General features: G+C 49.3%; 21 protein-coding genes, 1 pseudogene and 1 riboswitch. Of the genes and pseudogenes, 18 read left to right on the forward strand and 4 right to left on the reverse strand.

Features of this window, described 5'->3' with window-relative positions; genetic code table 11:
• The first annotated feature begins 88 nt into the window (after nucleotides 1-88).
• The 3 genes from ABE504_RS28300 to ABE504_RS28310 all read left to right on the forward strand — a co-directional run bounded on the left by ABE504_RS28300 (nucleotide 89) and on the right by ABE504_RS28310 (nucleotide 3,563).
• A complete protein-coding gene (locus ABE504_RS28300; RefSeq protein ID WP_430095311.1) occupies nucleotides 89-1,819 on the forward strand; it encodes a Rieske (2Fe-2S) protein in 1,731 nt (576 codons plus the stop codon).
• 178 nt (nucleotides 1,820-1,997) lie between these two features.
• On the forward strand, nucleotides 1,998-3,047 hold the full coding sequence (locus tag ABE504_RS28305) for an NAD(P)-dependent alcohol dehydrogenase (protein WP_430095313.1): 1,050 nt from the start codon (nucleotides 1,998-2,000) through the stop codon (nucleotides 3,045-3,047).
• 90 nt (nucleotides 3,048-3,137) lie between these two features.
• Nucleotides 3,138-3,563 carry a cupin domain-containing protein gene (locus tag ABE504_RS28310; RefSeq protein WP_430095315.1) on the forward strand — a complete coding sequence of 142 codons (426 nt, stop codon included), beginning with the start codon at nucleotides 3,138-3,140 and terminating at the stop codon, nucleotides 3,561-3,563.
• 131 nt (nucleotides 3,564-3,694) lie between these two features.
• Here ABE504_RS28310 and ABE504_RS28315 read toward each other — a convergent pair whose 3' ends face one another.
• Genes ABE504_RS28315 through ABE504_RS28325 form a run of 3 tightly spaced genes read right to left on the reverse strand, consistent with a single transcriptional unit; the run spans nucleotide 3,695 to nucleotide 6,575 of the window.
• Nucleotides 3,695-4,879: a CynX/NimT family MFS transporter gene (locus ABE504_RS28315; RefSeq protein WP_430095461.1), complete on the reverse strand. Its 1,185-nt coding sequence runs from the start codon at nucleotides 4,877-4,879 to the stop codon at nucleotides 3,695-3,697.
• A gap of 35 nt (nucleotides 4,880-4,914) precedes the next feature.
• Entirely contained in the window at nucleotides 4,915-5,607 is a 693-nt protein-coding gene (locus tag ABE504_RS28320) for a FadR/GntR family transcriptional regulator (RefSeq protein ID WP_430095317.1), read from the reverse strand.
• 56 nt (nucleotides 5,608-5,663) lie between these two features.
• The gene (locus ABE504_RS28325) at nucleotides 5,664-6,575 is read right to left on the reverse strand and encodes an AraC family transcriptional regulator (RefSeq protein WP_430095319.1); all 912 of its coding nucleotides are present in this window, start codon (nucleotides 6,573-6,575) and stop codon (nucleotides 5,664-5,666) included.
• 157 nt (nucleotides 6,576-6,732) lie between these two features.
• Between ABE504_RS28325 and ABE504_RS28330 the strand changes: the two genes are divergently transcribed.
• Nucleotides 6,733-7,977: a hypothetical protein gene (locus ABE504_RS28330; RefSeq protein ID WP_430095321.1), complete on the forward strand. Its 1,245-nt coding sequence runs from the start codon at nucleotides 6,733-6,735 to the stop codon at nucleotides 7,975-7,977.
• Nucleotides 7,978-8,115: riboswitch (cyclic di-AMP (ydaO/yuaA leader) on the forward strand.
• Nucleotides 8,116-8,334: 219 nt separating this feature from the next.
• A complete protein-coding gene (locus ABE504_RS28335) occupies nucleotides 8,335-9,492 on the forward strand; it encodes a KamA family radical SAM protein (protein WP_430095323.1) in 1,158 nt (385 codons plus the stop codon).
• Nucleotides 9,493-9,501: 9 nt separating this feature from the next.
• Here the strand turns inward: ABE504_RS28335 and ABE504_RS28340 are convergent, their stop codons facing one another.
• The gene (locus ABE504_RS28340; protein ID WP_430095325.1) at nucleotides 9,502-10,071 is read right to left on the reverse strand and encodes a GbsR/MarR family transcriptional regulator; all 570 of its coding nucleotides are present in this window, start codon (nucleotides 10,069-10,071) and stop codon (nucleotides 9,502-9,504) included.
• A gap of 232 nt (nucleotides 10,072-10,303) precedes the next feature.
• Between ABE504_RS28340 and ABE504_RS28345 the strand changes: the two genes are divergently transcribed.
• The 13 genes and pseudogenes from ABE504_RS28345 to ABE504_RS28405 all read left to right on the forward strand — a co-directional run bounded on the left by ABE504_RS28345 (nucleotide 10,304) and on the right by ABE504_RS28405 (nucleotide 25,647).
• Nucleotides 10,304-11,527, forward strand: a complete 1,224-nt coding sequence (locus tag ABE504_RS28345) for a quaternary amine ABC transporter ATP-binding protein (protein WP_430095327.1) — start codon at nucleotides 10,304-10,306, stop codon at nucleotides 11,525-11,527.
• Nucleotides 11,502-12,335, forward strand: coding sequence for an ABC transporter permease (locus ABE504_RS28350; RefSeq protein WP_430095329.1), 834 nt, complete (start codon nucleotides 11,502-11,504; stop codon nucleotides 12,333-12,335). Before ABE504_RS28345 ends, ABE504_RS28350 begins: the two co-directional genes overlap by 26 nt.
• Before the next feature lie 2 nt (nucleotides 12,336-12,337).
• Entirely contained in the window at nucleotides 12,338-13,222 is an 885-nt protein-coding gene (locus ABE504_RS28355; RefSeq protein ID WP_430095331.1) for a glycine betaine ABC transporter substrate-binding protein, read from the forward strand.
• Nucleotides 13,223-13,328: 106 nt separating this feature from the next.
• Nucleotides 13,329-14,351, forward strand: coding sequence for a stalk domain-containing protein (locus ABE504_RS28360; protein WP_430095333.1), 1,023 nt, complete (start codon nucleotides 13,329-13,331; stop codon nucleotides 14,349-14,351).
• A 206-nt stretch (nucleotides 14,352-14,557) separates the two neighbouring features.
• Nucleotides 14,558-15,604: a galactose ABC transporter substrate-binding protein gene (locus tag ABE504_RS28365; RefSeq protein ID WP_430095335.1), complete on the forward strand. Its 1,047-nt coding sequence runs from the start codon at nucleotides 14,558-14,560 to the stop codon at nucleotides 15,602-15,604.
• A gap of 53 nt (nucleotides 15,605-15,657) precedes the next feature.
• Entirely contained in the window at nucleotides 15,658-18,030 is a 2,373-nt protein-coding gene (locus tag ABE504_RS28370) for an EAL domain-containing protein (protein ID WP_430095337.1), read from the forward strand.
• Between the two features lie 72 nt (nucleotides 18,031-18,102).
• Nucleotides 18,103-18,267: pseudogene (locus ABE504_RS28375) on the forward strand (group II intron reverse transcriptase/maturase); the annotation flags it as partial.
• 76 nt (nucleotides 18,268-18,343) lie between these two features.
• Nucleotides 18,344-19,429, forward strand: coding sequence for an amidohydrolase family protein (locus ABE504_RS28380; RefSeq protein ID WP_430095339.1), 1,086 nt, complete (start codon nucleotides 18,344-18,346; stop codon nucleotides 19,427-19,429).
• 27 nt (nucleotides 19,430-19,456) lie between these two features.
• Nucleotides 19,457-20,380, forward strand: a complete 924-nt coding sequence (locus ABE504_RS28385; protein WP_430095341.1) for an ABC transporter permease — start codon at nucleotides 19,457-19,459, stop codon at nucleotides 20,378-20,380.
• Complete coding sequence (locus ABE504_RS28390) at nucleotides 20,380-21,255, forward strand: carbohydrate ABC transporter permease (RefSeq protein ID WP_430095343.1); 876 nt, start codon at nucleotides 20,380-20,382, stop codon at nucleotides 21,253-21,255. Before ABE504_RS28385 ends, ABE504_RS28390 begins: the two co-directional genes overlap by 1 nt.
• 19 nt (nucleotides 21,256-21,274) lie before the next feature.
• The gene (locus tag ABE504_RS28395) at nucleotides 21,275-21,670 is read left to right on the forward strand and encodes a Rieske (2Fe-2S) protein (protein ID WP_430095345.1); all 396 of its coding nucleotides are present in this window, start codon (nucleotides 21,275-21,277) and stop codon (nucleotides 21,668-21,670) included.
• An 81-nt stretch (nucleotides 21,671-21,751) separates the two neighbouring features.
• Nucleotides 21,752-23,239, forward strand: coding sequence for a hypothetical protein (locus ABE504_RS28400; RefSeq protein ID WP_430095347.1), 1,488 nt, complete (start codon nucleotides 21,752-21,754; stop codon nucleotides 23,237-23,239).
• A gap of 98 nt (nucleotides 23,240-23,337) precedes the next feature.
• Entirely contained in the window at nucleotides 23,338-25,647 is a 2,310-nt protein-coding gene (locus tag ABE504_RS28405) for a helix-turn-helix domain-containing protein (RefSeq protein WP_430095349.1), read from the forward strand.
• Nucleotides 25,648-25,653 lie beyond the last annotated feature (6 nt).

The following is a 25,653-nucleotide window of genomic DNA, read 5'->3' on the forward strand; positions in this document are numbered from 1 at the left end:
TGGGATGGTGTTTCAGAATCCAACTATGATAAGCGATAACCCAATGCTATATACTTAAGAGAGTACATATGGAAAGGAAGGCGACGTTATGAGCATGGAGGAATGGATTCACGCAGGTACTTTGGAGGAGTTGAAGCAAGTAAGTTCCAAGGTTATCAAAGGTGGTATCGCCGTATTTTACCATGAGGATGAAGTCAGAGCGTTAGACAATCGATGTCCTCATCTCGGTTTTCCGCTTCATTTGGGAAGCGTTTGCAATGGCATGCTGACATGTCACTGGCACCATGCTCGTTTCGATATTTGCAGTGGCGGGACATTGGATCCTTGGGCGGACGATGTTCCCGCTTACGACGTCAAGGTTGAGAATGAGATCGTCTGGGTCAACGCAAGACCTAGGAACATCGGCAATGCCGAGAAGCTTAAGCGCCGTTTGCGGGAAGGCCTTGAGCAGAACATCGGTATCGTGATTGCCAAGGCGGTGATTGGACTGGTCGAATCGAAAGTACCGGTTGATGAAATCGTCCGCATCGGCATCACATTCGGTACGTCGCAAGGGAATGGCTGGGGAGCGGGTTTAACCATTTTGACCGCGATGAGCAATGTGCTGCCCAAGCTGGATACCTCTGGGCAAATTCTCGCCTTATACCACGGCTTGGTTCAAGTAGCTAGAGCCAGCTCAGGACGTGCTCCCCGCCACCTGCTCGGGGCGCTGCCTTCCTCGCCGGCTTCCACGGAAAGACTGATGGCATGGTACCGCAACTGTGTCGAAGTGCGCGATACGCAAGGCGCGGAGAAGGTATTACTGACGGCAATAGCCAATGGTTCTTCATCCGAACAACTCGCCAACATGATGCTGATCTCGGTGACGGACCACTTTTATTTGGATGGCGGCCATACCTTCGATTTTCATAATAAAGCATTTGAGGCACTGGAAAGCTTGGGAGCTTCGCTCACGGAGCCCATCCTCGCTTCACTTGTTCCGCTCCTCAGATCGCCAACTCGCAGCGAAGAACTTCATCACTGGCAGGCGCCGGTTGATCTGGTAACTCCGCTTCAGAATGCTTTCGAGAAGCTGCAACAGCCTGCAACTTCGGAGCCATCCTTTCAGCTGAATGAACAAGCTTTCGTGGAACAACTGCTTAGTGATAATGCGCTAGTGACGATCGATCAATTATCCCGGCTTTTGCTGGGGGGAGCAGCCCCTGAACGGTTGGCTCAATTGATCTGTCTGGCCGCGGCTGAGAGAATTGTGCGGTTTCACACTCAAAATGAGTTCAGCGATTGGGTGGCGGTGCTGCATACCTTTACTTACGCTCATGCCGTACACGAGCGGCTGAGCCGTTCCAAGGAACCGCTTCTCTTTCGGGCGCTCTATTACGGGGCGATGGCCCTTTATCATGACCGTTTCCTTAATGTGCCGCGGGCGCCGAAACCGAGACCCGTTAGCGGGCGCAGCTTTGCGCCGGAGGAGCTGCTCGAGCTTATGGATCGAAGGCAGCAGGTGGAGGAGGCAGCTGGCTGGGTAGCCGGATACCTTGGGGAGCAGCGGGACCCTCATGTTCTGCTAGGCACGCTGGGCCTGAGTTTGCTTCGTGAGGACGCTGAATTTCACTCATTTCAACTATACGAGGCTGCCGTCACCGAATATGATCGTTGGGATCAGCGTTCGGATGATTTTGCCAAGCAAGCCAAGGAAACTTGCCTGCTTGCCTGTACCCGATATTTGGCAGCCCATGCCCCAAGTGCGCGGGAACTGCCGCATACGGCTAAGATTGCTTGGCGTTTGTACCGCGGCGAGAGGCTGTTTGAGGAAGAATAATCAAAATGAAAACCTCAAACCCTCTCAAAAGTTAATAGTCAATATGTCTCCATTTGTTTAATAATCAACGAATTCCTCTCTTTTAACCATTGATAGTATCTTCGTTTAACTTATAATTATAGACAGGTGTTGATTAATAATAGAGTGTTCATTTAACTGAGATTACAGGAGGCTATATATGATTACTGCTCATGCACGCGCTGCATTCAGTCCAGAAGGACCATTTAGACTAACTACGATCGAGCGTAGAGATCTTCAACCACATGATGTCCTCATTGAGATAAAATACGCTGGTATTTGTCACTCCGATATTCATACTGCCCGCGGCGAGTGGGGGCCGGTTCAATATCCGCTTGTTCCAGGCCATGAGATTGCCGGAATCGTCGCCAAGGTTGGTTCGCAAGTCACCAAGCATGCCGTTGGCGATCGAGTAGGAGTAGGCTGTATGGTTGACTCCTGCGGGGAGTGCGTGAACTGCCATAAGGGGGAGGAGCAATATTGTCTTAGTGGCAATACGGGCACTTATGCAGCTATTGATCGGTACGGACAATATACGCAAGGCGGTTATTCCACCCACATCGTCGTAACTGAGGATTTCGTGGTTCGAATTCCTGACGGTATCGACCTTGACGCTGCCGCACCACTCTTGTGTGCCGGCATCACAACGTACTCGCCCCTGCGCCATTGGGGTGTAGGCCCTGGCAAGAAGGTGGCGGTTGTTGGACTTGGCGGGCTTGGACATATGGCGGTGAAGCTTGCTCATGCCATGGGGGCGGAGGTAACGGTATTATCACAGTCATTGAAGAAGAAAGAAGACGGTTTGAAGCTTGGTGCGGACCATTATTATGCCACAAGCGATCCGGAGACGTTTAAGGAGCTGGCGGGTTCATTTGATCTTATCGTGAATACCGTGAGTGCGAAGATCGACATTAGCGCCTTCCTTTCGCTGCTGACGCTGGACGGTACCTTGGTCAACGTCGGTGCACCGGCAGAGCCGTTGTCGGTTAACGTATTCTCCCTTATCGGCCATCGCCGTTCGTTTGCCGGGTCGATGATCGGCGGCATTCGCGAAACGCAGGAAATGCTTGATTTTTGCGCTGAACACCGCATCGCTCCCGAGATTGAAGTGATTTCCGCCAAGCAGATCGATGAAGCCTGGGAGCGCGTACTAGCATCAGACGTACGGTATCGATTTGTCATCGACATCAGCACGATGGAGAATGAATAAGTCCTCCTTATCAAGATGAAAGGGCACGCCTAAACAGGTGTGCCTTTTCACTTGAAAGGGAGGGAAATTAAAGTAAACGGAGGAACCAACATGGCCAAGTATGAAGAAGTACAAAATGGCGTGATTTTCCCAGTGGGCGAAAAAAATGAAGCATTTGCCCAATATTTTGTGGGGCAGAGTTATCTGAAAACATTAGTTGCTGATCCTAACGTGAATGTTGGTGTTGGGAATGTGACCTTTGAACCAGGATGCAGGAATAACTGGCACATTCACCGCGGTGGATTTCAACTTTTATTAGTAACCGGCGGCGAAGGCTGGTATCAAGAAGAAGGCAAGCCTGCTCAATTCTTAAAAGCCGGTGATGTGATTGTCACTCATGATGGTGTAAAACATTGGCACGGCGCCGCAAAGGACAGCTGGTTCGAGCACATCGCAATCACTGCCGGTAAACCCGAATGGTTGGAACCCGTAACAGATGAGGAGTATAACAAATTAAAGCACGGTGAGTGCGATTAACGGACGCGGCGTCGGTACCTACGAGTACCGAGGTGAGTTGGTCAATGCAAGCGGAGTAACTTGCTGTAATTACCTTTACGCGACAGAAAAAAATCCCGATGCGACCCAAAGCCTGGGTACATCGGGATTTTTTATACGGAATCCACAAACCGATCGCGAGCCGCACCCACCCCAAATATAAAGATGAACACACTTGCAACAATAAGCAGCATGAGCGGCAAATCCCAGCCATGAGTCATGTCGTGCAGCCAGCCAAACAGCATCGGGCCAATCGCGGCCATAATGTAGCCGACCGTCTGAGCCATTCCGGACAGTTCCGCCGCTTCATGAGCTGTTCGCGTGCGCAGGCTGAAGAAAATCATGGCCAGCGTGAACGAAAAAGCGCCCGCAATGCCGATAATGACCGCCCACAATGGAACGAGCGCGTTGCTGTTGATAAATAAGCCACCAATGCCAATGATATACAGAATAACGGTTAGCAGGACCAGGGGTTTCTGGTTGCGCATGCGCCCAGCTAAGATCGGCACGATCAGGGTGAAAGGCAGCATGGATAGCTGCAAAAGGGATAGCATCCAGCCGCCCGCGCCCTGCGACATTCCGCGGCTGACCAAGATTTCGGGCAGCCAGGCCGCCAGCATATAAAAGATTAAAGATTGCAGGCCCATAAAGGCTGTGACCTGCCAAGCGAGCCCGGAACGCCATAAATTTGGCTTCTTGCGGGCTGCGGCAGAGGAGGTTGTCGCTGCTTCCAGTCCCGTCCCGCGCAGTCGAGGAGACCAGAAGATGATCGCCAGGACCGTCAACAGGCTCCAGCAAGCGAGAGCGCCTTGCCAACCGAGGCCGGTGCCCCGCGCAAGGGGAATGCTAATGCCGGATGCCAGGGCTCCGCATAAATTCATTGAAACGGAATACACGCCTGTCATTAATCCCACTTGCTTGGCAAAGTCTCGTTTCACGAGGCTCGGAATCAGCACGTTGCAGACGGATATCGCAAGTCCAATGAGTATCGTGCCGGCAAATAATTGTCCGGCGCCGTTGAGCGAGCGGCAGCATGTACCGAGCAGTAAAACGATGAGCGCAGTAAAGATCACCCTTTCCGTGCTGAAGCGCCGCGCCAGCCTTGCCGCGAAAGGTGACAACAGGGCAAAAGCAAGTAAAGGTACCGTAGTCAGCATGCCGGCGACGGTATTGGAAATTCCGGTGGATGCCCGGATATCGCTAATCAACGGCCCAACTGAGGTAATCGGAGCCCGCTGATTAGCGGCGACCAGCATGATGCCAAGGACAATCAACCATCTTCTGTTCGTGATGTTCATGCTGTCTTTGGCGTAGGCAAGAGATTGTGAGGTACTCATGATTGTTCATCCTTTTGCTGCTGAAAATGGTGTTTCGATTGTTCGATGTAAATGCGTACGGCTTCAGCCGCCAGAGTTTCGTCGTGCCGTTCAATCGCGTCCAAAAGCATTTCGTGGTTTTGCAAAAAATAGGCGGCGCTGCAAACTTCAGCGACGTCTATGATCGATTCGGACACGCCTTCGATAATATGGTCGTAAAGCTCGGAGAGCAACGGATTATGCGCAGCGGTAATTATGGAGCGGTGAAAAGCCGTATCTGATTGCGCATAAACGGTGTAGTCTTGCTGTTGCGCGGCTTGTTTGCAGGATGCTAAACATTGCCGAATGTCGTTCAAATCCTCCGCCGTTCGGCGGGCTGCCGCCAAAAGCGCTGCTTCCCGTTCGAGGGCATGGCGGACCTCCAGCGTTTGCAAGGCGTCTGTCTGTTGGACTTTCTTTTTTAAAACAGGCCCAAGCGCGCTCGATGCACATACGTAGGTGCCGTCTCCTTGCCTCGTCTTTAACAGTCCGGCATGCGTTAATGCACGCATGGCTTCTCTCAGTGTATTGCGGCTAACTTGCAGCTCCTCCATCAGTTCAGGCTCAGCTGGAATCTTCATGCCGACGGGCCATGCGCCAGTTTCGATCAGCTGTTCGATCTGCATGGACGCTTGCTCGGCTAGTGAAAGGCGTGTTGTTTTCTGTAGCAATGTTTTAGTCCTCCTCAAACGTAGGATGATTGGTCTTTTTGTATCATAACACAACTTTAGGATTTTAACAATTTCCGTTTATCGCCATCGCCGCTCCGATATTGCAACGGTGTGATGCCGAAAGAGGCCCGGAATGTCTTGGAGAAATAGCTGGGCGTAAATCCGAACAATTCGGCAATATACTGAATGGTTAACTCGGTTGTGCGAAGCAAGACCTTCGCTTGGTCAAGACAGCTTTGCCTTCTTTTATCTTTAAAAGAGAGCCTGTAGTACTGTTTCAGCACACGATCGACTTGTCGGGTACTAATCCGAAGCAGCTTAGCAAGCTCCACAGGTGATTTGCTCAGGTGAGGGGCGTTAAAGTATTCGTCAGTCAAATGACGCCGGGAATCGTCGAGTATTTTGGTCGGAATATGCTGTCGCGATTTTTGTCCGCTCAGCAGGCTCCGAATCGCATTCACAATAATTAAAGAAATAAGGCTGCGAGCAGCGGTGTAGTGCCCAATCAGTTCATTTTTAAACTCGGTGAATAACATCTCGAACAAAGGGATGCAGGCGCGGGCATCCTCACCGAACCAAAATGGATGCTCCCGCAGTGCTGTCAGAAATTCGCGGGTTTCCTCCCCTAGATCCATCTCCCCTTTACGCGAAGAGCGTTTGCGAACCGCCTTGATTTCAAAATTGATACAATACTCCGACATCGGGTCATGCAAATCTGCCTGCTGTTCGTGATATATACCAGGTCCCGTCAAGTAGAACACGCCAGGCACAATGTTGAAGTGCCGGCCTTCGGCCTGCAAAGTACCTAATCCATTCGGAATAAAATGCATTTCGTAGGAGCTGTGGCAGTGATTAGGGTACGTCCAACCAGGCGCAGAAGGCTCGTAAGTGATGTAAAGAACGTTAATATCCAACAGACCTAGAGAAAGTGTGATATTGAGATGGGTATAACGGACACTGCTCGTCACGGGTAACATCTCCTTTAAGAGATCCTAAAATATAGTGCTATAACAAATCAGACGTAACTTTAAATAGACGTCCTGGATGTCTCTTTTATTATAAGGCATCTCTCCCGTAAGATAAAAAAAGGAACTTGCCGACTATAAGGATAAAGGAGCAATAAGCATGACAATTCCTCAATTTCGATACTCGCCTCAACCAGCTTTGGTGCCGCTGGAAGGGTGCGATTGGGCGAACAAAATGGTTCTGAACCCGGCGATCGTTCAGGATCCGGCTGGCCCGCGTCTTCATATGCTTTTTCGGGCGACAGGTCCGTGGCCGCAGAAGCAGCGGGAAGGCAAATTGCCGCCTTACCCTATTTTCCTTGGTTATGCCTATAGCGATGACAACGGCGCAACCTGGGAAGCTGATTTCTCCCGGCCGGCGCTGGCACCTGCCCTGGGGTGGGAGAAACAGGAAATGTACATAACGGACATTCACGGGAATCGTGTTCTGAATTATGCGAACGGTTGTATTGAAGATCCGCGAATTTTTCCAGTTGAGGGAGAACTGTACATGTCTGTGGCTTGCCGCCTGTTTCCGCCGGGACCGTATTGGATGATTGATCAGGATCCGCCGATTAACACCAGATACGATTATGTGCCGGAATGGGTTCATGAGGGAGAGGGGCCCTTCTACGAGACATGCAGAACGAACGATACCGTGACTGTTCTTTTCAAGTTGAATCTTGACAGGCTGAAGCAGGGGCTGTACGAGGAAGCATTCGCTTATATCGGTCCCTTGACGGAAGGCCATATCAGCGATAATCGCGATGTGTTTCTGTTTCCCGAGAAAATGAAAATTGAAGGAAAAGAGCAATATGTGATGCTCCATCGCCCGATGAATTCAAAGCCTTTTCCTGGCGGGGAAGCGATAGGTCCTTCTATTTATTTGGCTGCAGCAGAGCGAATTGAGGACTTTGCTTCTCCGAAAGCAACGCATCGCCTGTTGGCGACTCGCGTGTTTGATTGGGAAGCGAATCGAGTCGGCGCGAGCTGGCCGCCCATTGCGATTGGTGAAGGCCAATGGCTGGTCGCTTACCACGGCAAGAAAGACGTTCACTTTGGCTACACGCAGTCGTTTATGATCGTGCAGGAGCGTGAAGACGACTTCCCGGAGGTGGTGCACCGCTGTCCGGACCGGCTGATGTATGCCCATCAGGATTGGGAGATGCCTTCGGATTATCCGACCCCATGCCTGTTTACGACGGCAGGCATCGTAGTGGAAGGCGAACTGATTATGGCCTATGGCGCTGCGGATCAGAAGATTGGCATTTCCTGGGTGAAGCTGGACGAGCTGATTGCGCATGTTCGTCAATATAATGCCGTCGGGGGAGGCCGCAAGTTTGACGAACCCCACCATGTTGTGTAAGATAGAGCTACGCTTAATTTCCGGTATCGAGCAGATCCGGAAAGCGGGGGAACCATTTTTTGGGGCGAATCAGTGATGTAGGGAACCATCTTTCCCGAGCCCGTCAGCTAACCTCGTCAGCAGTGGATGGGTCGAACTTTTACTCAGCATAACATTGCACAAATGACCCGTGGAACGGGTTAGCTGTGTCTATACACGCAGGCCCGTTTTGGAGTCTGGCCGCAACGTAAGTTGTGGTCGGTCTCCCGTACGGGTCTATTTTTGTTTGCGGCGATCACCCATCTAACTTACTGCGGGAGGAGGGACATTTTAGCTCTATCGAAGGACTTATCATCATTTATTCGAGGAGGATCATCTATGGCACAACCGAAATACATGACCGATATTGATAAAATTACGGCGATTCCGGAAGACGAACGCAGAAGGCTGAAAGTCATTACGGAAAAGTTCGTATTTCGTGTGAATGATTATTACTTGAATCTCATCGATTGGAACGATCCGGAGGATCCGATCCGCAAGCTGATTATTCCGAATGAAGGCGAGCTGTTGGAATACGGCAGATGGGATGCGTCCGATGAAGATACGAATTATGTCGTACCTGGCTGCCAGCATAAGTACCGTACAACCGCTTTGCTGCTGGTTTCGGAGGTATGCGGCGCGTATTGCCGCTATTGCTTCCGCAAACGATTGTTTCGCCACGATGTGAAGGAAGCGATGACCGATGTGGCGCCAGGGCTAGATTACATTGAACGCCATCCGGAAATCAACAATGTACTCTTGACGGGCGGAGACAGCTTAATCCTGGCGACACCGAAGCTGAGAACGATCATTGAACGGCTGCGGAGTATCGAACATGTGAAGATTATTCGGTTTGGCTCGAAAATTCCGGTATTCAATCCCATGCGGATTTATGAGGACGAGGGCTTGCTGGAGCTGATTAAAGCATTTTCAACGGTGGAGAAGCGGATCTATGTGATGGCGCACATCAACCATCCGCGGGAAATTACGAAGGAAGCCAAGCGCGCTTTCGAGGCGCTGCACCGCGCCGGCGCGATTGTGGTGAACCAGACGCCGGTGCTAAGAGGCATCAACGACGATCCGGCTGTACTAGCCGAGCTGCTCGACAAGCTGTCTTGGGCGGGCGTCACGCCTTATTATTTCTTTGTGAACCGCCCTGTCGCGGGGAATCGGGATTTCGTGCTGCCGCTCGAGCAGGTGTACCGGATCGTGGAGCAGGCAAAAGCCCGCACATCGGGCCTCGGCAAACGCGTACGTTTATCGATGAGCCATACGTCGGGCAAAATTGAAATTTTGGCAATTGAAGACGGCAAGGCGTATTTGAAATATCATCAGTCCCGAGATGACCATTACGGCAAGTTTATGATGCTGGACTGTCCGAAGGACGCCGCGTGGTTCGATGATTTGCCGGGCAGCGAGGAGATGTGGGAGAAGCCGAGCAAAAAAAGCGCGGATGTCGTGTCGGTTAACGAGCTGCCGGATTCGCCGCGTTTCTAAACGAGCTGCTTAGCCCTGCGGCGGCACATCTTTCGGCACATAGTTGAAAATATCGCCGGATTCGAAAGAATCGATCAGGCGGTCCAACCACATATAATAACGGATCGCCTCGTCAATTTTGGCCAAATCGACCTGAACAACCGCATGCAGCTGCGAATCCTCAGAGCCTGGCTGGAGCAATTGCGACAGCTCTGACTTGGATTTGCGCAGCGCGCTCAAATTAATTTCCAAGGCTTTGCGCCATTTTAACGAGAAGAAATCGGAAAAGGTCTGGAACCAGTCCATTTCAACCTCATACAGATCTTTACGCGCCCCTTTTTCCCATACTTTATTGACCATTTTCAAATCGACCAGCGTACGCACACCTGTGCTCATGCTGGTTTTGCTCATTTCCATGGCTTCTCCCATTTCATCGAGTGTCATGGGCTTATTCTGGAAGAAAAGCATGCCGTAGAGATGGCCGATCGACTGGGTGATCCCGTATAAATCCATATTTTTGCCGATAGAAGCGATGACGCGTTTCCGGGCATTTTGAAGGATCAGTTCCTGTTCTGCGCTGATCGAATTGGCTTGTTCCATTGACGTATTCACCCTGCCTTTATAGTTACATCGCTATTGTAAGAAACAATTGAACGAATGTAAAGATGGCCTTGCTATAGGAAGGAGCAGGGTTATGAAGGAAAACGTTTATTTTATACAGTTTTTTCTGTACAAACGGATTAAACGGTATTTAGTGTTGACATATCGCGAAGAGTTTCTTTACACTAGATAAGGAAAGCGGGAATGAACACATACAGAAAGGAGTGAGCGTATGGCCATCATTGATGTGCAGGGGGTAACGAAGATCTTCGGTTCCGATCCCAAATCTGTTCTGCCGCTGCTTGCAGACAAGGTTACGAAGGAACAGATCTACAAAGAGACCAAGCATACCGTAGGGGTCAACGAAGTCAGCTTTTCCGTACAGCCCGGGGAAATTTTTGTGATCATGGGGCTTTCGGGCAGTGGAAAATCTACGCTGGTCCGGCTGCTGAACCGGCTGATCGAGCCGACGCAGGGAAGCATCCGCATTCATGACCGCAATATCGTGGAGATGAATGAGGAAGAGCTGCGGCAGGTCAGGAGACAGTCGATTTCCATGGTTTTTCAGAAATTCGCTTTATTTCCCCACAGAACCGTCATTCAGAATGTAGAGTACGGCCTTGAGGTTCAAGGCATGGCCAAGACAGAGCGGCGTTCGAAAGCGCTGCAAGCGTTAGGTCTGGTCGGTCTTGAGCAATGGGCGGACAGTCCGCCTTCTCAATTGAGCGGGGGCATGCAGCAGCGTGTAGGGCTCGCCAGAGCGCTTGCCAATGATCCCGACATTTTGCTAATGGATGAGGCGTTTAGTGCGCTTGATCCGCTGATTCGCAAGGATATGCAGGATGAACTGCTTGATCTGCAGGAGAAAATGAAAAAAACGATCGTATTCATTACGCACGACCTGGACGAAGCGCTTCGTATCGGCGACCGCATTGCACTCATGAAAGATGGGAGCATCGTGCAGATCGGCAAGCCGGAAGAGATTATGATGAATCCCGCGAATGAATATGTAGAAAGATTCGTCGAGGATGTCGACCTGTCCAAGGTGCTGACCGCATCGTCCGTGATGCGCAGGCCCGAAACCATCGCCGTCGACAGGGGCCCGAGGGTGGCGCTGCAGTTGATGCGCGAAAGCGGCATTTCCAACCTGTTTGTCGTAGACCGAGGGAAAAAGCTCATCGGCGTCATTACGGCAGAGGACGCTTCCGAGGCGGTGAAAGCGGGGCAATCGCTGGAGCAGATCGTGATTCGCGAGGTGCCGACGGTTGAGCCTGAGCAGCTGCTTCATGAATTGTTCGAGGTGTGCAGCCAAGCGAAATACCCCGTCGGCGTCGTGGATGCCAACCGCCGCATTATCGGCGTGATCGTGCGGGGAGCCGTACTCGGAGCGCTTGCCGGGCAGCCGGCCAATCCGGAGGAGGTGAGCGAGCATGTTTCCCAAAATACCGCTGGATGAATGGGTGGAAGCTTTCGTAGATATGCTCGAGAGCGGTTTGTCGGGTCTATTCGATGTCGTATCCACTTGCATTGAAGGCACAGTTCATGGATTTTCTTCTTTCTTCCATTTTATACCGGACTTTTTATTGATTCTCTTGGTCACGGCATTAGCCTATTACTTAGGAAAATGGGCGTTTGCGCTGTTTGCCGCTGTCGGGCAGCTGCTTATACATAATCTTGGCTTCTGGGATCATACGATGGATACGCTCGCGCTTGTACTGACCTCAGCGTTAATTTCAATCATCATCGGCATTCCGCTGGGCGTCTGGTGTGCCCAAAGCAATCGCGTCCGCAGCGTGCTGACTCCGTTACTGGACTTCATGCAGACGATGCCCGCATTTGTGTACCTGATCCCGGCGGTTACGTTCTTCGGCCTGGGCGTCGTTCCCGGCGTCATCGCCTCGGTGATCTTCGCTGTCCCGCCGACCATCCGGCTAACCAATCTGGGCATCCGGCAGGTGCCTGCGGATTTGGTGGAAGCGGCGGATGCGTTTGGCTCCAAGCCTTCGCAAAAGCTGTTTAAACTGCAGCTTCCGCTGGCGATGCCTTCCATGATGGCGGGCATTAACCAGACGATCATGCTGTCGCTGTCCATGGTGGTCATCGCGTCGATGATCGGTGCGCAGGGCATCGGGGCCGACGTGTACCGGGCCGTGACGCAAATTAAAACAGGCGAAGGGTTCGAAGCCGGGCTTTCGATTGTCGTGCTGGCGATTTTGCTGGATCGCATGACGCAATACATTTTGAAAAGAAAAAGGAGTGCATGAGAATGCGTAAACATATGGTTAAAACATTGATGGCGGTTAGTCTGATCTCATTATCGGTGCTGGCAGGATGCTCGAAGGAGGCTGCTTCGGATGCCAGTGTGGGCGATCAAGTGAAGCACGAAATCATCGGCATCGATCCCGGTGCGGGCTTGATGAAGCAGACCGCGCAAGCGCTTAAGGACTATGACCTCAAGGACTGGAAGCTGGTGGAAGGCTCCAGTGCAGCGATGACAGCGGCGCTCGACAAGGCGTACAAGGACAAAAAGCCGATCATTGTCACGGGCTGGACACCGCACTGGATGTTCGCCAAATATGATCTGAAATATTTAAGCGATCCGAAAGGTGTGTACGGTCAAGACGAGCAGATTCATACGGTTGTGCGTACTGGGCTCAGCAAAGACGCGCCGTCGGCCTATGCGATGCTGGACCGCTTCGAATGGACGCCGGAGGAGATGGCTGTCGTGATGTCCGCGGTTGCGGACGGTAAGAAGCCGGAAGAGGCGGCTGCGGCGTGGGTGAAGGACAATGCGGCCAAAGTCGACGGCTGGGTGAAGGATCTGGCCCAGGACAAAGGCAAGAAGCTGAAGCTGGCCTACGTCGCGTGGGACTCGGAGATTGCGAGCACGAACGTCGTGAAGACGGTGCTGGAGCAGAAGCTGGGCTACACCGTAGAGATGCTGCAGGTAGAAGCGGGCCCAATGTGGGCGGGCATCGCCGATGGCAGTGCGGATGCGATGGTGGCCGCCTGGCTGCCGACGACGCATCAGGATTATTTGGAGAAGTATAAAGGGAAGTTCGAGGATCTGGGTCCCAATCTGAACGGGACGAAGCTGGGGCTTGTCGTGCCGAGTTATATGACGATTGAGTCGATTGAGGATTTGAAGTAGGAAACAAGTGGGTTCCCTTTCCTTCATTTACCAGTTGATTCCTGGCAACTAACTTGTGGTGAGAAGCGTCTATATACTACTATAGTGAGCCAAGGAGTCTTTTGCGATGAATATAAAAAGTCGTTTATATGCAGGAGCAGCGTTGCTATTGCTTTCTATAGGGATGCTCCCTGCTGCACATGCGTATGCGGATGCAGACACTGCACCGTCTGTGTTTCTGGATGGTCACTTGTTGAGTTTTGAAACGCCTCCCATCATCGAGGATGGTTACAGCCTTGTGCCTCTCCGTACTATTTTTGAAGCGGAGGGGGCCGAGGTTTCGTGGGATGCGAATACGGGAACGGTGACAGCTTCGAAAAATGATATCGTCTTGACCTACCGTGTTGGAGATCAGACCGCTTATAAAAATAAGGACCTGATCGAAATGCCGATTGCGGGTAAAATCATCGACGGTACGACGATGGTACCGCTTCGCATCATGAGTGAAACACTTGGAAATCTCGTCCAATGGCATGACTATGCGCATTCGATTACGATTTCCACGGCTGACGAGTATGAGACCCAGATCGAATACGGCGTGAATCTGCGTGACGCTCCGAATACGAGCTCTCTCATTCTGCGCATGATTCCTAAGAATGAGAGCATCCACGTGATCCGGGAAGTCGATGCTAACTGGCTGGAGGTTCAGACGAAGGACAAGGTCATCGGATTTCTATCCGCCTCGTCCCAATATACGGATTATGCTTCAGCGGATAAGCAGGGGGATGACTTGCTCGCGTTCGGGGCAAAATTTCTGGGAACGCCTTACGAGTTCGGAGCAGCATCCGGTCAAACGCAAACGTTCGACTGCTCTTCTTTTGTTCAGTATGTGTTCAAGGAAGTGTTGTCGATCGCTCTCCCGCGAACTTCATACGATCAAGCTTTAAAAGGAAAAGAAGTGCCACTGGATGAACTGCGCAAGGGCGATCTGCTATTCTTCCGGGCTCGTGGACTCGACATTGGGCATGTGGGTATCTATGCGGGGGACGGGCGCATTCTTCATACGTACTCGAAAGAGCAGGGAGTCCACTTTGAAGCGTTCGACGACACATGGAAAAAACGTTTTGTTACGGCAAGGAGAGTATTCTGATTGTGAATTGAAGGCTGTTCGGGGACATGAACAATTCCCGGGCGGCCTTTTTTTGTTGTAATCGAAATATCCGGCGTTAGGTAACTCGCCCATATAGGCCTTAAGTCTAATTTTTAATTTATGATATAGGCCTTCTTGGGGAGGAATCTCTAAAAAAGTTGTCGAAGTACACACACAGCGAGATTAACCATGAAGGTGGTAACAGCATGAATAAAAGGGTAATTGGCCTTCTCATCGCAGGACTTTCGACAGCCGCTGCAAGCTGCAGTCCAATAGATCACTCGGAAGGGGCGCAAATTGGAGGCGCTTCCAACGGGGCTTCCAAGAAAATCGGCTTTTTAGTTTACAATTTAGGTGATGCGTATATTTCTCAAGTGCAGAAGTTCTTCGCTGGAGTGGCAGAGAACCAAGCAACCGTCTACTTTAAGGACAGTCAAAACTCACAACAGATCCAAAATAAGAATATTGAAGATTACATTAATAAAAAGATCGATGCTTTGGTCGTTAACCCTGTGGATCGGACTGCGACGAGTATTATTATCGATAAAGCCAAGCGTGCAGATGTACCCGTTGTCTTTTTTAATAGGGAACCACTGCCGGACGATATGAAGAAATGGAATCGAATTTACTATGTAGGTGCCAAAGCCGAACAATCCGGTGCAATGGCTGGTGAGATTATGGCCGACTATTTTAAAAATCATCCGGAAGCGGACAAGAATAAAGACGGTACGATGCAATACGTCATGTTAAAAGGACAGCCTGGTCACCAGGACGCTGAGATTCGCACGAAATACGCGGTCAAAGCAGTGGAAGATGAAGGCATTAAAGTCGAGAAGTTGGCTGAGGATACTGCTGGATGGGACCGAGATAAGGGGCGTGAGAAGATGGCTGCTTTCCTGTCAACGCATGGTGACCGGATCGAGGCCGTTTTTTCAAATAATGACGAGATGGCATTAGGTGCGATTGAGGCCCTCAGATTATGTGGATATTTTAAAGAAAATAAATATATACCGGTTGTTGGCGTCGATGCGACACCCGATGCGATCAAAGCGCTGGAGGAGGGCACCTTGCTCGGAACGGTATTAAATGATGCGAAGAATCAAGGGAAGGCGCTATTTAATTTGGCACAGGTTCTTGCTAATAAACAAACACCAACCAAAGAAAATATAGGCGGATATGAGCTAACGGATGGAAAATATATCTGGACTGCCTATAAAAAAGTAACAAAAGATAACCTTTATGATACTAGATGAACGGATTTTACAAGCCAACTTAGAGGATCAACGGGTCATTGGGGGATAAAGTTATGACTTTACGCAAGAAAGTATTGATTTTTATCGGTATGATTGTTCTTTTTGGACTTGGTTGTACTTATTTTTCATTAGACCGGATTTTGCTGAAACGTTTTGCTCAATTGGATGAACGAGCTCTCAATGCGGATATGAAAAATATGATATTAACCGTGGAACATGAAACGGAAAATATGAAAACAAATATGATCGACTATTCGGCATCCAACGCGATATACGATTTTATGAAAAAAATCATGAAGTCTGCGCCAATAGAAGATGATCCTTACATACAAAATAAATTCAACGATGCATTCTTTCAGACGAACACGATTCACTTTGCTGCGCTGTTCGGAACAAATGGGCAGGTGGGTTACGATCGTTATTATGATGTAGCAGCAGGACAGCAGACCAAGCCCCCAGCAGGCATGATCGATTCTGTACTGGCCAACGGTGGAACCTTAATTCATTTCAATGGAGAATTTCAGAGTAAAACAGGGATTATCGCAACCAGTGAGGGACCTATGTTTGTAGTTTCACTTCCCGTTATTAAAAGCACGATGGAAGGACCTATACAAGGTGCTTTGGTTGTCGGCCGTCTTTTAGATGCGATGGAAATTGAACGTTTGACGATTTTAAACCATTCTCCATTTACATTCCAATTAGCGAAAGATTTGCACATTCCGGAATTCCACGAAAATGCGGATGGAGCACCCATCATCTGGATGGATACGATTTCAAATGAAAAAGTTGTTGTCCATTCGTTATTAAAGGATGTTTTTGGGAACCCTTATCTTGTTCTATCCTCAGAGAAAATACGGAATGTATACAATCCAGGCCAAGCCGCTGTAAAGCTGTATGCGCTTGTACTGATCCTTATTGTTCTTTTAATTTCCGCAGGTATTATGATTGTTATCGATCGGATGATCCTGAAGAGAATGAAAGGTCTGGTCAATAACTTCCGTTCTATCACGCAAAAACAAGATTTTACATTGCGGATTAACAGTCAGGGCTCTGATGAGTTTGCGCAATTGGAGAAAGAATTTAATACCATGATGTCTTCCCTTGAAGGTTCCAGAAATTTATTGGAGAAGCAAGCGATTTACGATCCATTAACCCTTTTGCCGAATAGAGCCCATTTTTTTAATCGCTTAGAAAGCGCTATCAGAGTGGCCAAAGAGCAAGAAGTGCCACTTGCCCTTTTGTTCATAGATCTCGATCGATTTAAATGGGTGAATGACACCTGGGGCCATGATTGTGGGGATGAGCTTCTTAAAGTGATCGCCTCTCGGCTTCAAGAGGGATTGGAGCCGGAAAATACGGTCTCGCGATTAGGCGGGGACGAGTTTACTGTGCTGTTGACAAAAATTTCTGGGAAAGAAGCGGCTTATTTAAAAGCAAATCAGATTCATACCGCATTAGCTTCTTCCTATACAATAAAAGGGCGGCAATTTCATACAACGGCCAGCATCGGAATCAGTATATACCCGGACGATGGGAGTACTCCCGAAGAATTGGTGAAATATGCGGACATCGCTATGATTAAATCCAAAGAATCGGGAAGAAACCAGCTGAGTGCTTACTCGAATCGAATGATGGAAGATCTTGAGCGTAAAATTATATTGGAAACTCAGTTGGCATCGGCTATGGTCAACAACGAATTTCATGTATTCTATCAACCGATTGTAGACGCGCAGTCGTTACAAGTCGTCAAGGTGGAAGCCCTGCTTCGATGGAAGCATCCTGAAATGGGGTGGATTTCTCCTTCGGAATTTATCCCCATTGCCGAAACGTCAGGGATTATTATACCTTTAGGCAATTGGGTGCTTTGCCAAGCTTGCGCTGACATCATAAAGTTGAAGCAATGCGGATACCCGGATTTAATTGTTACCGTGAATGTATCCGTTCTGCAATTGGAGCAGGATCCATTCTTGGAGGTCATCTCGAGGATTTTGTCGGAGGCCCAGATTCGAGCGGAAGACATTGAGTTGGAAATCACAGAGAGCACAACCATGTCACAAGGCAAAGCCGCAGAAACGCTAATGATGCTCTTGGATCTTGGTGTGAAAATTTCAGTCGACGACTTTGGCACTGGCTATTCATCACTCAGTTATTTGCGCCGTTACCCGCTTCATACGATAAAAATCGATAAGTCGTTTATTAATGAAATGACTGTTGTTGATTATGACAGGACCATCTCCAAGGCCATTATTGATCTAGGACATCATTTGCAGCTTAAGGTCGTTGCGGAAGGGATAGAGACGGAAGAGCATTTTAATTTGTTAAGAGCGTTAGGATGCGATGAAATTCAGGGTTATTTTATTAGCAAACCCCTTGATTTTGCAACCATGTGTAAATTTTTGCAAAATTTCAATTTAAAAGTTGGCTGAAATCCCTCGGATAAAGGCTGGCAAGATGAGCTGTTTTGAAAGTTGTAAGTTGACTTTCGGAACGGCTTTTTTGTAGTTGAACAATGGATTCGCCGGAGGTTACGAATGTGCCTATGGAAACAGTGGAAACGGGGGCTCAGCTCAAATAGTCATATAATGATTCTCCATGTGAAGATAAGGATTATTTACGTCTCCAAACCCGCGTGCGGCCTGCGTTCGAGGACTGTCAGGTATTGATTATAGGCGGTAAGTGCACGAGACGCTAAGATAAATAGCAAGCAAGCGACAACCACAACGAAGAAAGGTGAATCAGATGAATCGCAACGAGATAAATGAAAAGACAAAGCTGATGCTCATTGATACGGATGTGCACAATGGGATCAGGCACCCGCAGGATTTGCTTCCTTATTTAGATAAGCCATGGCATAAGCAGTGGATTGGCGGTGGGAGCGGCGTAGGACAACCGTATTTCTCGCCAGTAGGCGTATTAAGAAGAGATGCTGTGCCTGATCGCGGAGGCCACTCTGGCAGCGACCCGGACTTCCTGGTGAAGGACCACATCGAACGCTATGGCTTTGATTATGTCATTCTCACAGGGCAGAATGTGCTGGAAATGTCGCTCAATCCCGATATTGATTATGGGAATGCGGTCATATCGGCCTATAACGACTATTTAATTGATGAATGGCTGTCGAAAGATGAGCGCTATAAAGGCGCGATGGTGATTAACCATTCGGATCCCCAGTACGCGGCAAAGGAAATTATGCGGGTCGGCGGACATCCGGATCTGATTCAAGTCATCATGTGCAGCGGCAGCACGCGATTATATGGCCATCGGTTCTTTCATCCGATATATGAAGCGGCCGAGAAGATGGGACTGCCGGTCGCCATTCACCCGGGGACGGAAGGACGCGGAATGGCGGGAGCGCCAACACCATCCGGGTATCCATCCCGCTATATGGAGTGGCATAATATTCTCCCGACCAATTATATGGCACATGTAAACAGCTTGGTGTGCGAGGGTGTTTTCGAGAAATATCCCGGCTTAAAGATCGTTGCGATCGAAGGCGGTATTGCTTGGTTGCCGCATCTGATGTGGCGTATGGACAAAAATTACAAAGCCTTGCGGGATACGACCCCCTGGCTGACAAAGCTCCCTTCGGAATACATTCGGCAGCATGTCTATGTAACGACACAGCCGATTGAGGAGCCGGACGAGCCGGCGCATCTCGTACAAATCATTCAAATGTGCAAAATGGAGGATCGGATCCTGTATTCCAGCGATTACCCGCACTGGGATTTCGATCACCCCAAGATGGTGCTGTCCGCTTTTCCCAAAGCGCTTCGACTGAAAATTCAAGGTGACAATGCGGCGGATTTATATGGTCTGCATAAGTAAAAAATGTGAAGTGAGGGGGGACTATCGGTGAAGGCATCCGGAACCCGATTAACAATACTCAAAGACATAAGGCGTGATCGCTGGCTGTATATCATGGCCTTGCCGGGAATTCTCTTTTTTATCTTGTTTAAATATTGGCCGATGGGCGGCGTCATTATCGCCTTTCAGAATTTTCAGCCCTTCACGGGGTTCTTCGGAAGCGAATGGGTAGGATTGAAGCATTTTCATCGCCTATTCACGGATCCTGATTTCTTCATGCTGCTTCGCAATACGTTGATGCTGTCGCTCTATCAATTGGTGTTCGCCTTTCCGGCACCGATCATTTTGTCCTTAATGCTGAATGAATTGCGCCGGGAGTGGTTCAAGCGCTGGCTTCAAACGCTCGTCTATATCCCGCATTTTATGTCGTGGGTCGTTGTTGTCGCTATGTTTTTTGTAATTTTCGAATCTGAGCAAAGCTTCTTTCAATCTTTTATCGCATCGCTGGGCTTCCAAAAGTTTTCACTTATGATGGATCCTGACATGTTCCGACCCATGTACATTTTGCAAGTAATCTGGCGGGACAGCGGGTGGGGGACGGTTATTTATCTGGCGGCGCTCGCGGCTATCAGTCCGGAGTTGTATGAGGCAGCCAAAATGGATGGGGCAGGCCGGTTCCGCCAAATATGGCACATTACACTGCCGGGCATTCGCAGTACGATTGTGATTTTACTTTTGCTCAAAATTAGCGACATTCTGGAAACAAGCTTTGATCATGTCTTCAATATCGTCAACTCGCTGACGCGCGATGTAGGGGAAGTCTTCGATACGTATGTGTATCGGGTGGGCTTAGTGAACGGACAACTCAGCTACGCGACGGCAGTCGGCCTTTTTAAAGGCGTTGTAGGACTGATCCTCGTTGTATTGGCCAACTGGCTCGTGAAAAAATCAGGCGAGGAGGGGCTGTACTAATGAAGAGTAAGCATTGGGGCAACTACTTGTTTGATGGCGTAAATGTCGTCTTGCTCAGTTTGTTCGCGCTCATTACCGTTGTGCCGTTTATTCATGTGATCGCCAGTTCCTTCGCATCTGTGGCTGAATATAATTCACGGTCGTTCCTGCTCTTCCCGACCGAGTTTTCGCTGAAGGCTTACGCTTATATTTTCACAACCAATGCGCTGCCCAAAAGCTTAGGCATTACGGTTTTCATTACCGTTGCCGGCACGCTGACCAGCTTATTGTTTACGACGCTGTTTGCTTATCCGTTGTCCAGAAGGCGCTTTCATTTCCGGCGCGTCCTCATGTTTCTTATCGTCGTCACGATGATTTTCCAGGGCGGTATGATTCCGGATTACCTTGTCGTGAAGGAGCTCGGATTGTTGAATTCGTATTGGTCGCTGATCCTGCCGAAGGCGATTATTGCCTTCTATCTCATCATCATGATTAATTTTTTCAAGAACATTCCCGAGGAGCTGGAAGAATCCGCCAAGATGGATGGATGCGGAGATCTGCGGATGCTGTTCCGGATCATCATTCCCCTTTCCTTGCCGGCGATCGCGACCCTGACGTTGTTCTATGCCGTGCTGCAATGGAACACCTACATGCATGCGATTTTGTACATTAACGACACGGAGAAGTGGCCGATCCAGGTGCTGCTCAGACAGATTGTCATGGTTTCCCAGGCGGGCTTTGTCGAGCAAGGCTCGATTGAGGGGGAATCCGCCATTCCTCCGGAGACGGTGAAGATGGCCGTGATCACAGTGGCTACATTACCAATTTTGATTGTTTATCCGTTCTTGCAAAAGTATTTTGCTAAAGGTGCTTTGGTTGGCTCAGTGAAGGGCTAGTATACAGGAGGAAATGGTTATGGAAAAGGTTTGGGTTGCTGCACAGGATGAGATTGTAGAAGGTACCTGTAAAATCGTAAAAGTCAAAAATGCCGAATATGGCATTTACAGGGTGAAGGGGAACTATTACGCCTGGCGCAATGCCTGTCCGCATTTCGGAGCGCCGGTCTGCAAAGGCGTCATAACTGGGACGCGTCTGCCTTCACTTGTTTACGAATATAAGCTTGGCCGAGACAATGAGATCGTCAGGTGCCCGTGGCATGGCTGGGAATTCGACCTGATCACAGGCGAGCATCTGGTGGATCCGCAGACGAAGCTTCGTCAAGGAAAGCTGGAAATCGCCAAGACAGATCCGGATAGCCTAGAGAGAGCAGAGCTGGAGTTGCAGCCCGACGGCATTTATATGTGGGTATAACGGTGTCATTGCGGCTATAATTAGATGTATAGCCTATAGCCGCCTTAAATAGACATGCTTAACAACTAAGGAGGAGTCAATGTGAAAAGTAAAAAAGCGGTTAAGTCTATGGGGATCTCTCTTACTGCGGTTCTAGCCATTTCTGCTCTGCTATCAGGCTGCTCGACATCGGACAGCACAACGGGGACGGCAAGCGCGAGTCCAGGTATAAGCGCCAGTCCTGCTGCGCCGGCAGGTCCGGTTAAGGTGTCGATGTTGAATGTGTATTTATCGAACACGGCACCGAAGGCCGACGGGCCTGTGGTCAAAGAAACGGAACGGATTTCGAACGCGAAGCTGGATATTACTTATGTGCCCTTTAATGTATACAGCGAGAAACTAAACGTCACGATGACCTCCGGCGAGATGCCGCAGACGATTATGGTCGAAAATCCATTTATTACTTCGGTGCTTAACGGCGTAAGGTCCGGCATGTTCTGGGATATCACGCCATATCTGAATGATTATCCAAATTTGAAAAAATATGATTCAAAAATCTTGAACAATCTCGCGATTGACGGGAAATACTATGTCATCCCGCGTCCGCGTCCGCTTGTACGGCTAGGCACGATCATTCGCAAGGATTGGCTGGATAACGTCGGACTGTCAGAGCCCAAAACGGTCGATGAGTTTTACAATGTACTGAAAGCGTTTAAAGAGAAGGACCCGGACAAGAATGGGGTCAACGATACGTACGGCCTTATGATTTATGAAAATAATATCCCGGCAGACATGTTTGCCTGGTTTGGCGCGCCAAACAATTGGATGGTGGATAAGAACGGAAGCTTTATCAAGGACGTGGAAACCAAGGAGTACCGGGAAGGATTAGCCTTCCTTCGCAAATTGTATAACGAGGAATTAATGAATAAAAACTTTGCCATCGTGGTGCGGAATGAAGCCAGAAAAGATCTTTACAATAATAAAGTGGGACTTAGTATCGAATCCATCGATGCCGTCGTACCGTTCTACTACCTCCAGATGGCGGATACGAAAAATAATTATCCGATGACGGTTAGTCCGCCAATCAACGGGAAAACGTTTGCCGCTTCAGGTCATTACGGGGGTGCCTTAATTCCAAAAACGAGTGTGAAGACGGAAAAAGAGCTCCGTGAGGTGCTTACTTACTTCAATGCACAGAACAGCGATGAAGCCAAAACGGAATTTGTCCGTATCGCGCAAGAAAATGATAAAAGGCCTGCGGCAGAGCAGTTCAATATCGATGATCTGAAAAACTTGATTACGACAGACGCGATTGTGTACCCGACAGGTACGACAGATACCGATACCTTGTTGAAAAATCGGATGAAGGAATATGCGGACGTGAGCATCCTAGACCCATCCATGGGGCTGATTTCGCCTACGCAAACAGAGAAGGACGCGCAGTTGAAAACCATTTTGACGGATGCGCGCACCCAATACATTATGGGGAAAATCGATGACGCGGGCTTCGATGCAGCGGTACAGCAATGGAAAAAAATCGGCGGCGACCAAGTAGCCAAAGAGCTTGCCGAACTTTACAAGAAAAAGTAGGATGGGCCATAAGGGGCGTATCGAAAGATGCAGCCCCTTATCTCTACTCCGTGGTATGATGAGTGATATAGGAAATAGGGGGAGGCGCCTTGGGGCACATGATGAATAAATTTCAAACATCCAGATTTTTCAAAAACCTAGTGTTGCTTAGCTGCATTATCGGCATCCTGCCTGTTGTGCTCTTAGGCTATCTCTCCTTTAACAAATCCTCAGCCATTCTGGAGGAAGAGATCATTGACAGCAATCGGCTCATTCTGAAGCAGAACAAGGAGAAGGTCGAGTACTTACTGAAAACTATTGATACGTTAGCGACGCAAACCGTCAGCGGCACCGTCATGACGAACGCCATCTCGATGCAAACGATCCTGGACGTGCCTTTTGATTACGACTATCATGACCTCTTCGAGAAGCTGCTGTATGAGTTGGTTCATATTCAAGTGTTTGAATTGGGCATCCAAGATGTCAATTTAATGAGCTACCGGCAAAATTGGATCGTGGATGGCGGCGCGGTGTATCCGATGAAGGATCGGCCATTGATCGAGACGCATGATGCGCATCTATATGAACTGCAAAAGCTCCTGATTTCCTATCGGGATGACACTCGCCGCTCCTACTGGAAGCTGACGGAGGACGGGAAAGGCGGGTATCTGTTTAAGCTGATCAAGCATATTCCGTTGAATGCGATCAACCCGGATGGCCTGATTACGATCAATGTGCCTCTGCAGGAGTTGAGCAAACGTCTTTCCGGCGATGTCAGTAAAGGACGTACCTTGATCATTGATGCGGCAGGGTCTGTCGTGGCCAGCTTAAACAGCCGTGACATCGGTGCGAATGTGCAAGGCGAGAACTATTATCAGCAAATGCTGGCTAGCGGCAAGGAGGAAGGCTATTTCTTCTTTCAACAGGATAACGAAGATTATGTCCTTCATTACAACCATGCGCTCTACAATAATTGGATGTATGCGTCCATTACACCTTTGAAATATGTGATGGGCAAATCCAATGATATCAAGCTGTATACGATACTTTTCGCGGCGATCTTGATTACACTGGTCATCACGACTTCCTTCTTTTTTTCACACAGGCTGTCTACGCCGATTCATCGGATCTATCGTTCCATTCAACCGGATCATAAGCATAAGCAGAATAACGAGCTGATCTATATCGGCGAGCATTTGAACGATTTGACGAAATCCAGTACGAAGCTGAAAGAGGAAATGGTGCTGCTGCATAACCAGACGCGCGAGTTTTTTGTATTCAAGCTGCTTTCAGGCGATATTCGGCTGGAGTCGGTGGAGGAGCAATTAGCCCGGCATGACTTTCCGACCAATTGGGACCGTTGGTTTGTCGTGGCGCTGCAGATCGATACGCTGGAAGGGACGCGTTATTCCGAAAAGGACTTGGATCTGATGCTGTATGCCATTCATAATATGATTGAAGAGCTTGTCCCCCAGTCGATGCGGCTCAGCTCCATTGTTCAGAACCAGGGTGTGGTGCTGATTCTGGGCGGCGGTCTGGAGGATGAGACTCCGATCAAGGTGCAGGTTTACAATAAATCCGAAGAAATCCGCAATAGCGTCAAGCAGTATTTGAATCTGAAGATCAGCATCGGGATCAGCAGAAGGTACTCGAATTTTATGTATGCGCCGCTCGCTCATCAGGAAAGTCTGGATGCGCTGGCTTACCGCGTCAGACTCGGTTCCGAGTCTATTCTGTTCATTGACGAGGTGGAGCCCAACACGGCGCTGTCGTTCCGTTATCCGAAGGAGCTGGAATTTCAGATCATGGAGGCGATCAAGCAGTCGAACGAGGAGCAGGCGAAGGAGAGGCTGCGGTCGATCATTGCAGATTTCCTGAAAAACCCGATGAATCATTACGATTATCAGCATTTTATCGGACGGTTGTTTAATAACTTGACCGGGCTTGTTCAGGATGCGGGTGAATCCGTACAGGAGGTTTTTCAAAAGGAAATCTTCTCCTCGGAAATTCTTGTCCGTATGCATACAGCCAAGCAAATTGAGGAATGGTTCTGGAAGCAAATTATCCAGCCGCTTCTTGCTTGGACAGGCGAGCGTCTGCGCAAACAGGAAGTCAACATATCGATGCTGATGATATCGGAGATCGAGCAAAATTATGACCAGGATTTAAGCGTTGAGATGTTTGCCACACGATTTCATTACCATCCCAGCTATATCAGCCGCGTGTTTAAAAAGGACACCGGGGTCAATTTCTCCGAGTACTTATCGAACTACCGCATTGAGGTTGCGAAGCGCTGGCTCCTGGAGACGGATATGAAGATCGCGGACATCGCTGAAAAGCTGCAATACAGCACCGCTTCGAATTTTAATCGGAATTTTAAGAAGGTCGTCCAAGTGACACCGAGTCAATATCGGGATCAATTCAAATAAGGAGCG

The organism is Paenibacillus oryzisoli (assembly GCF_050467285.1).
Lineage (GTDB): Bacteria > Bacillota > Bacilli > Paenibacillales > NBRC-103111 > Paenibacillus_E > Paenibacillus_E oryzisoli_A.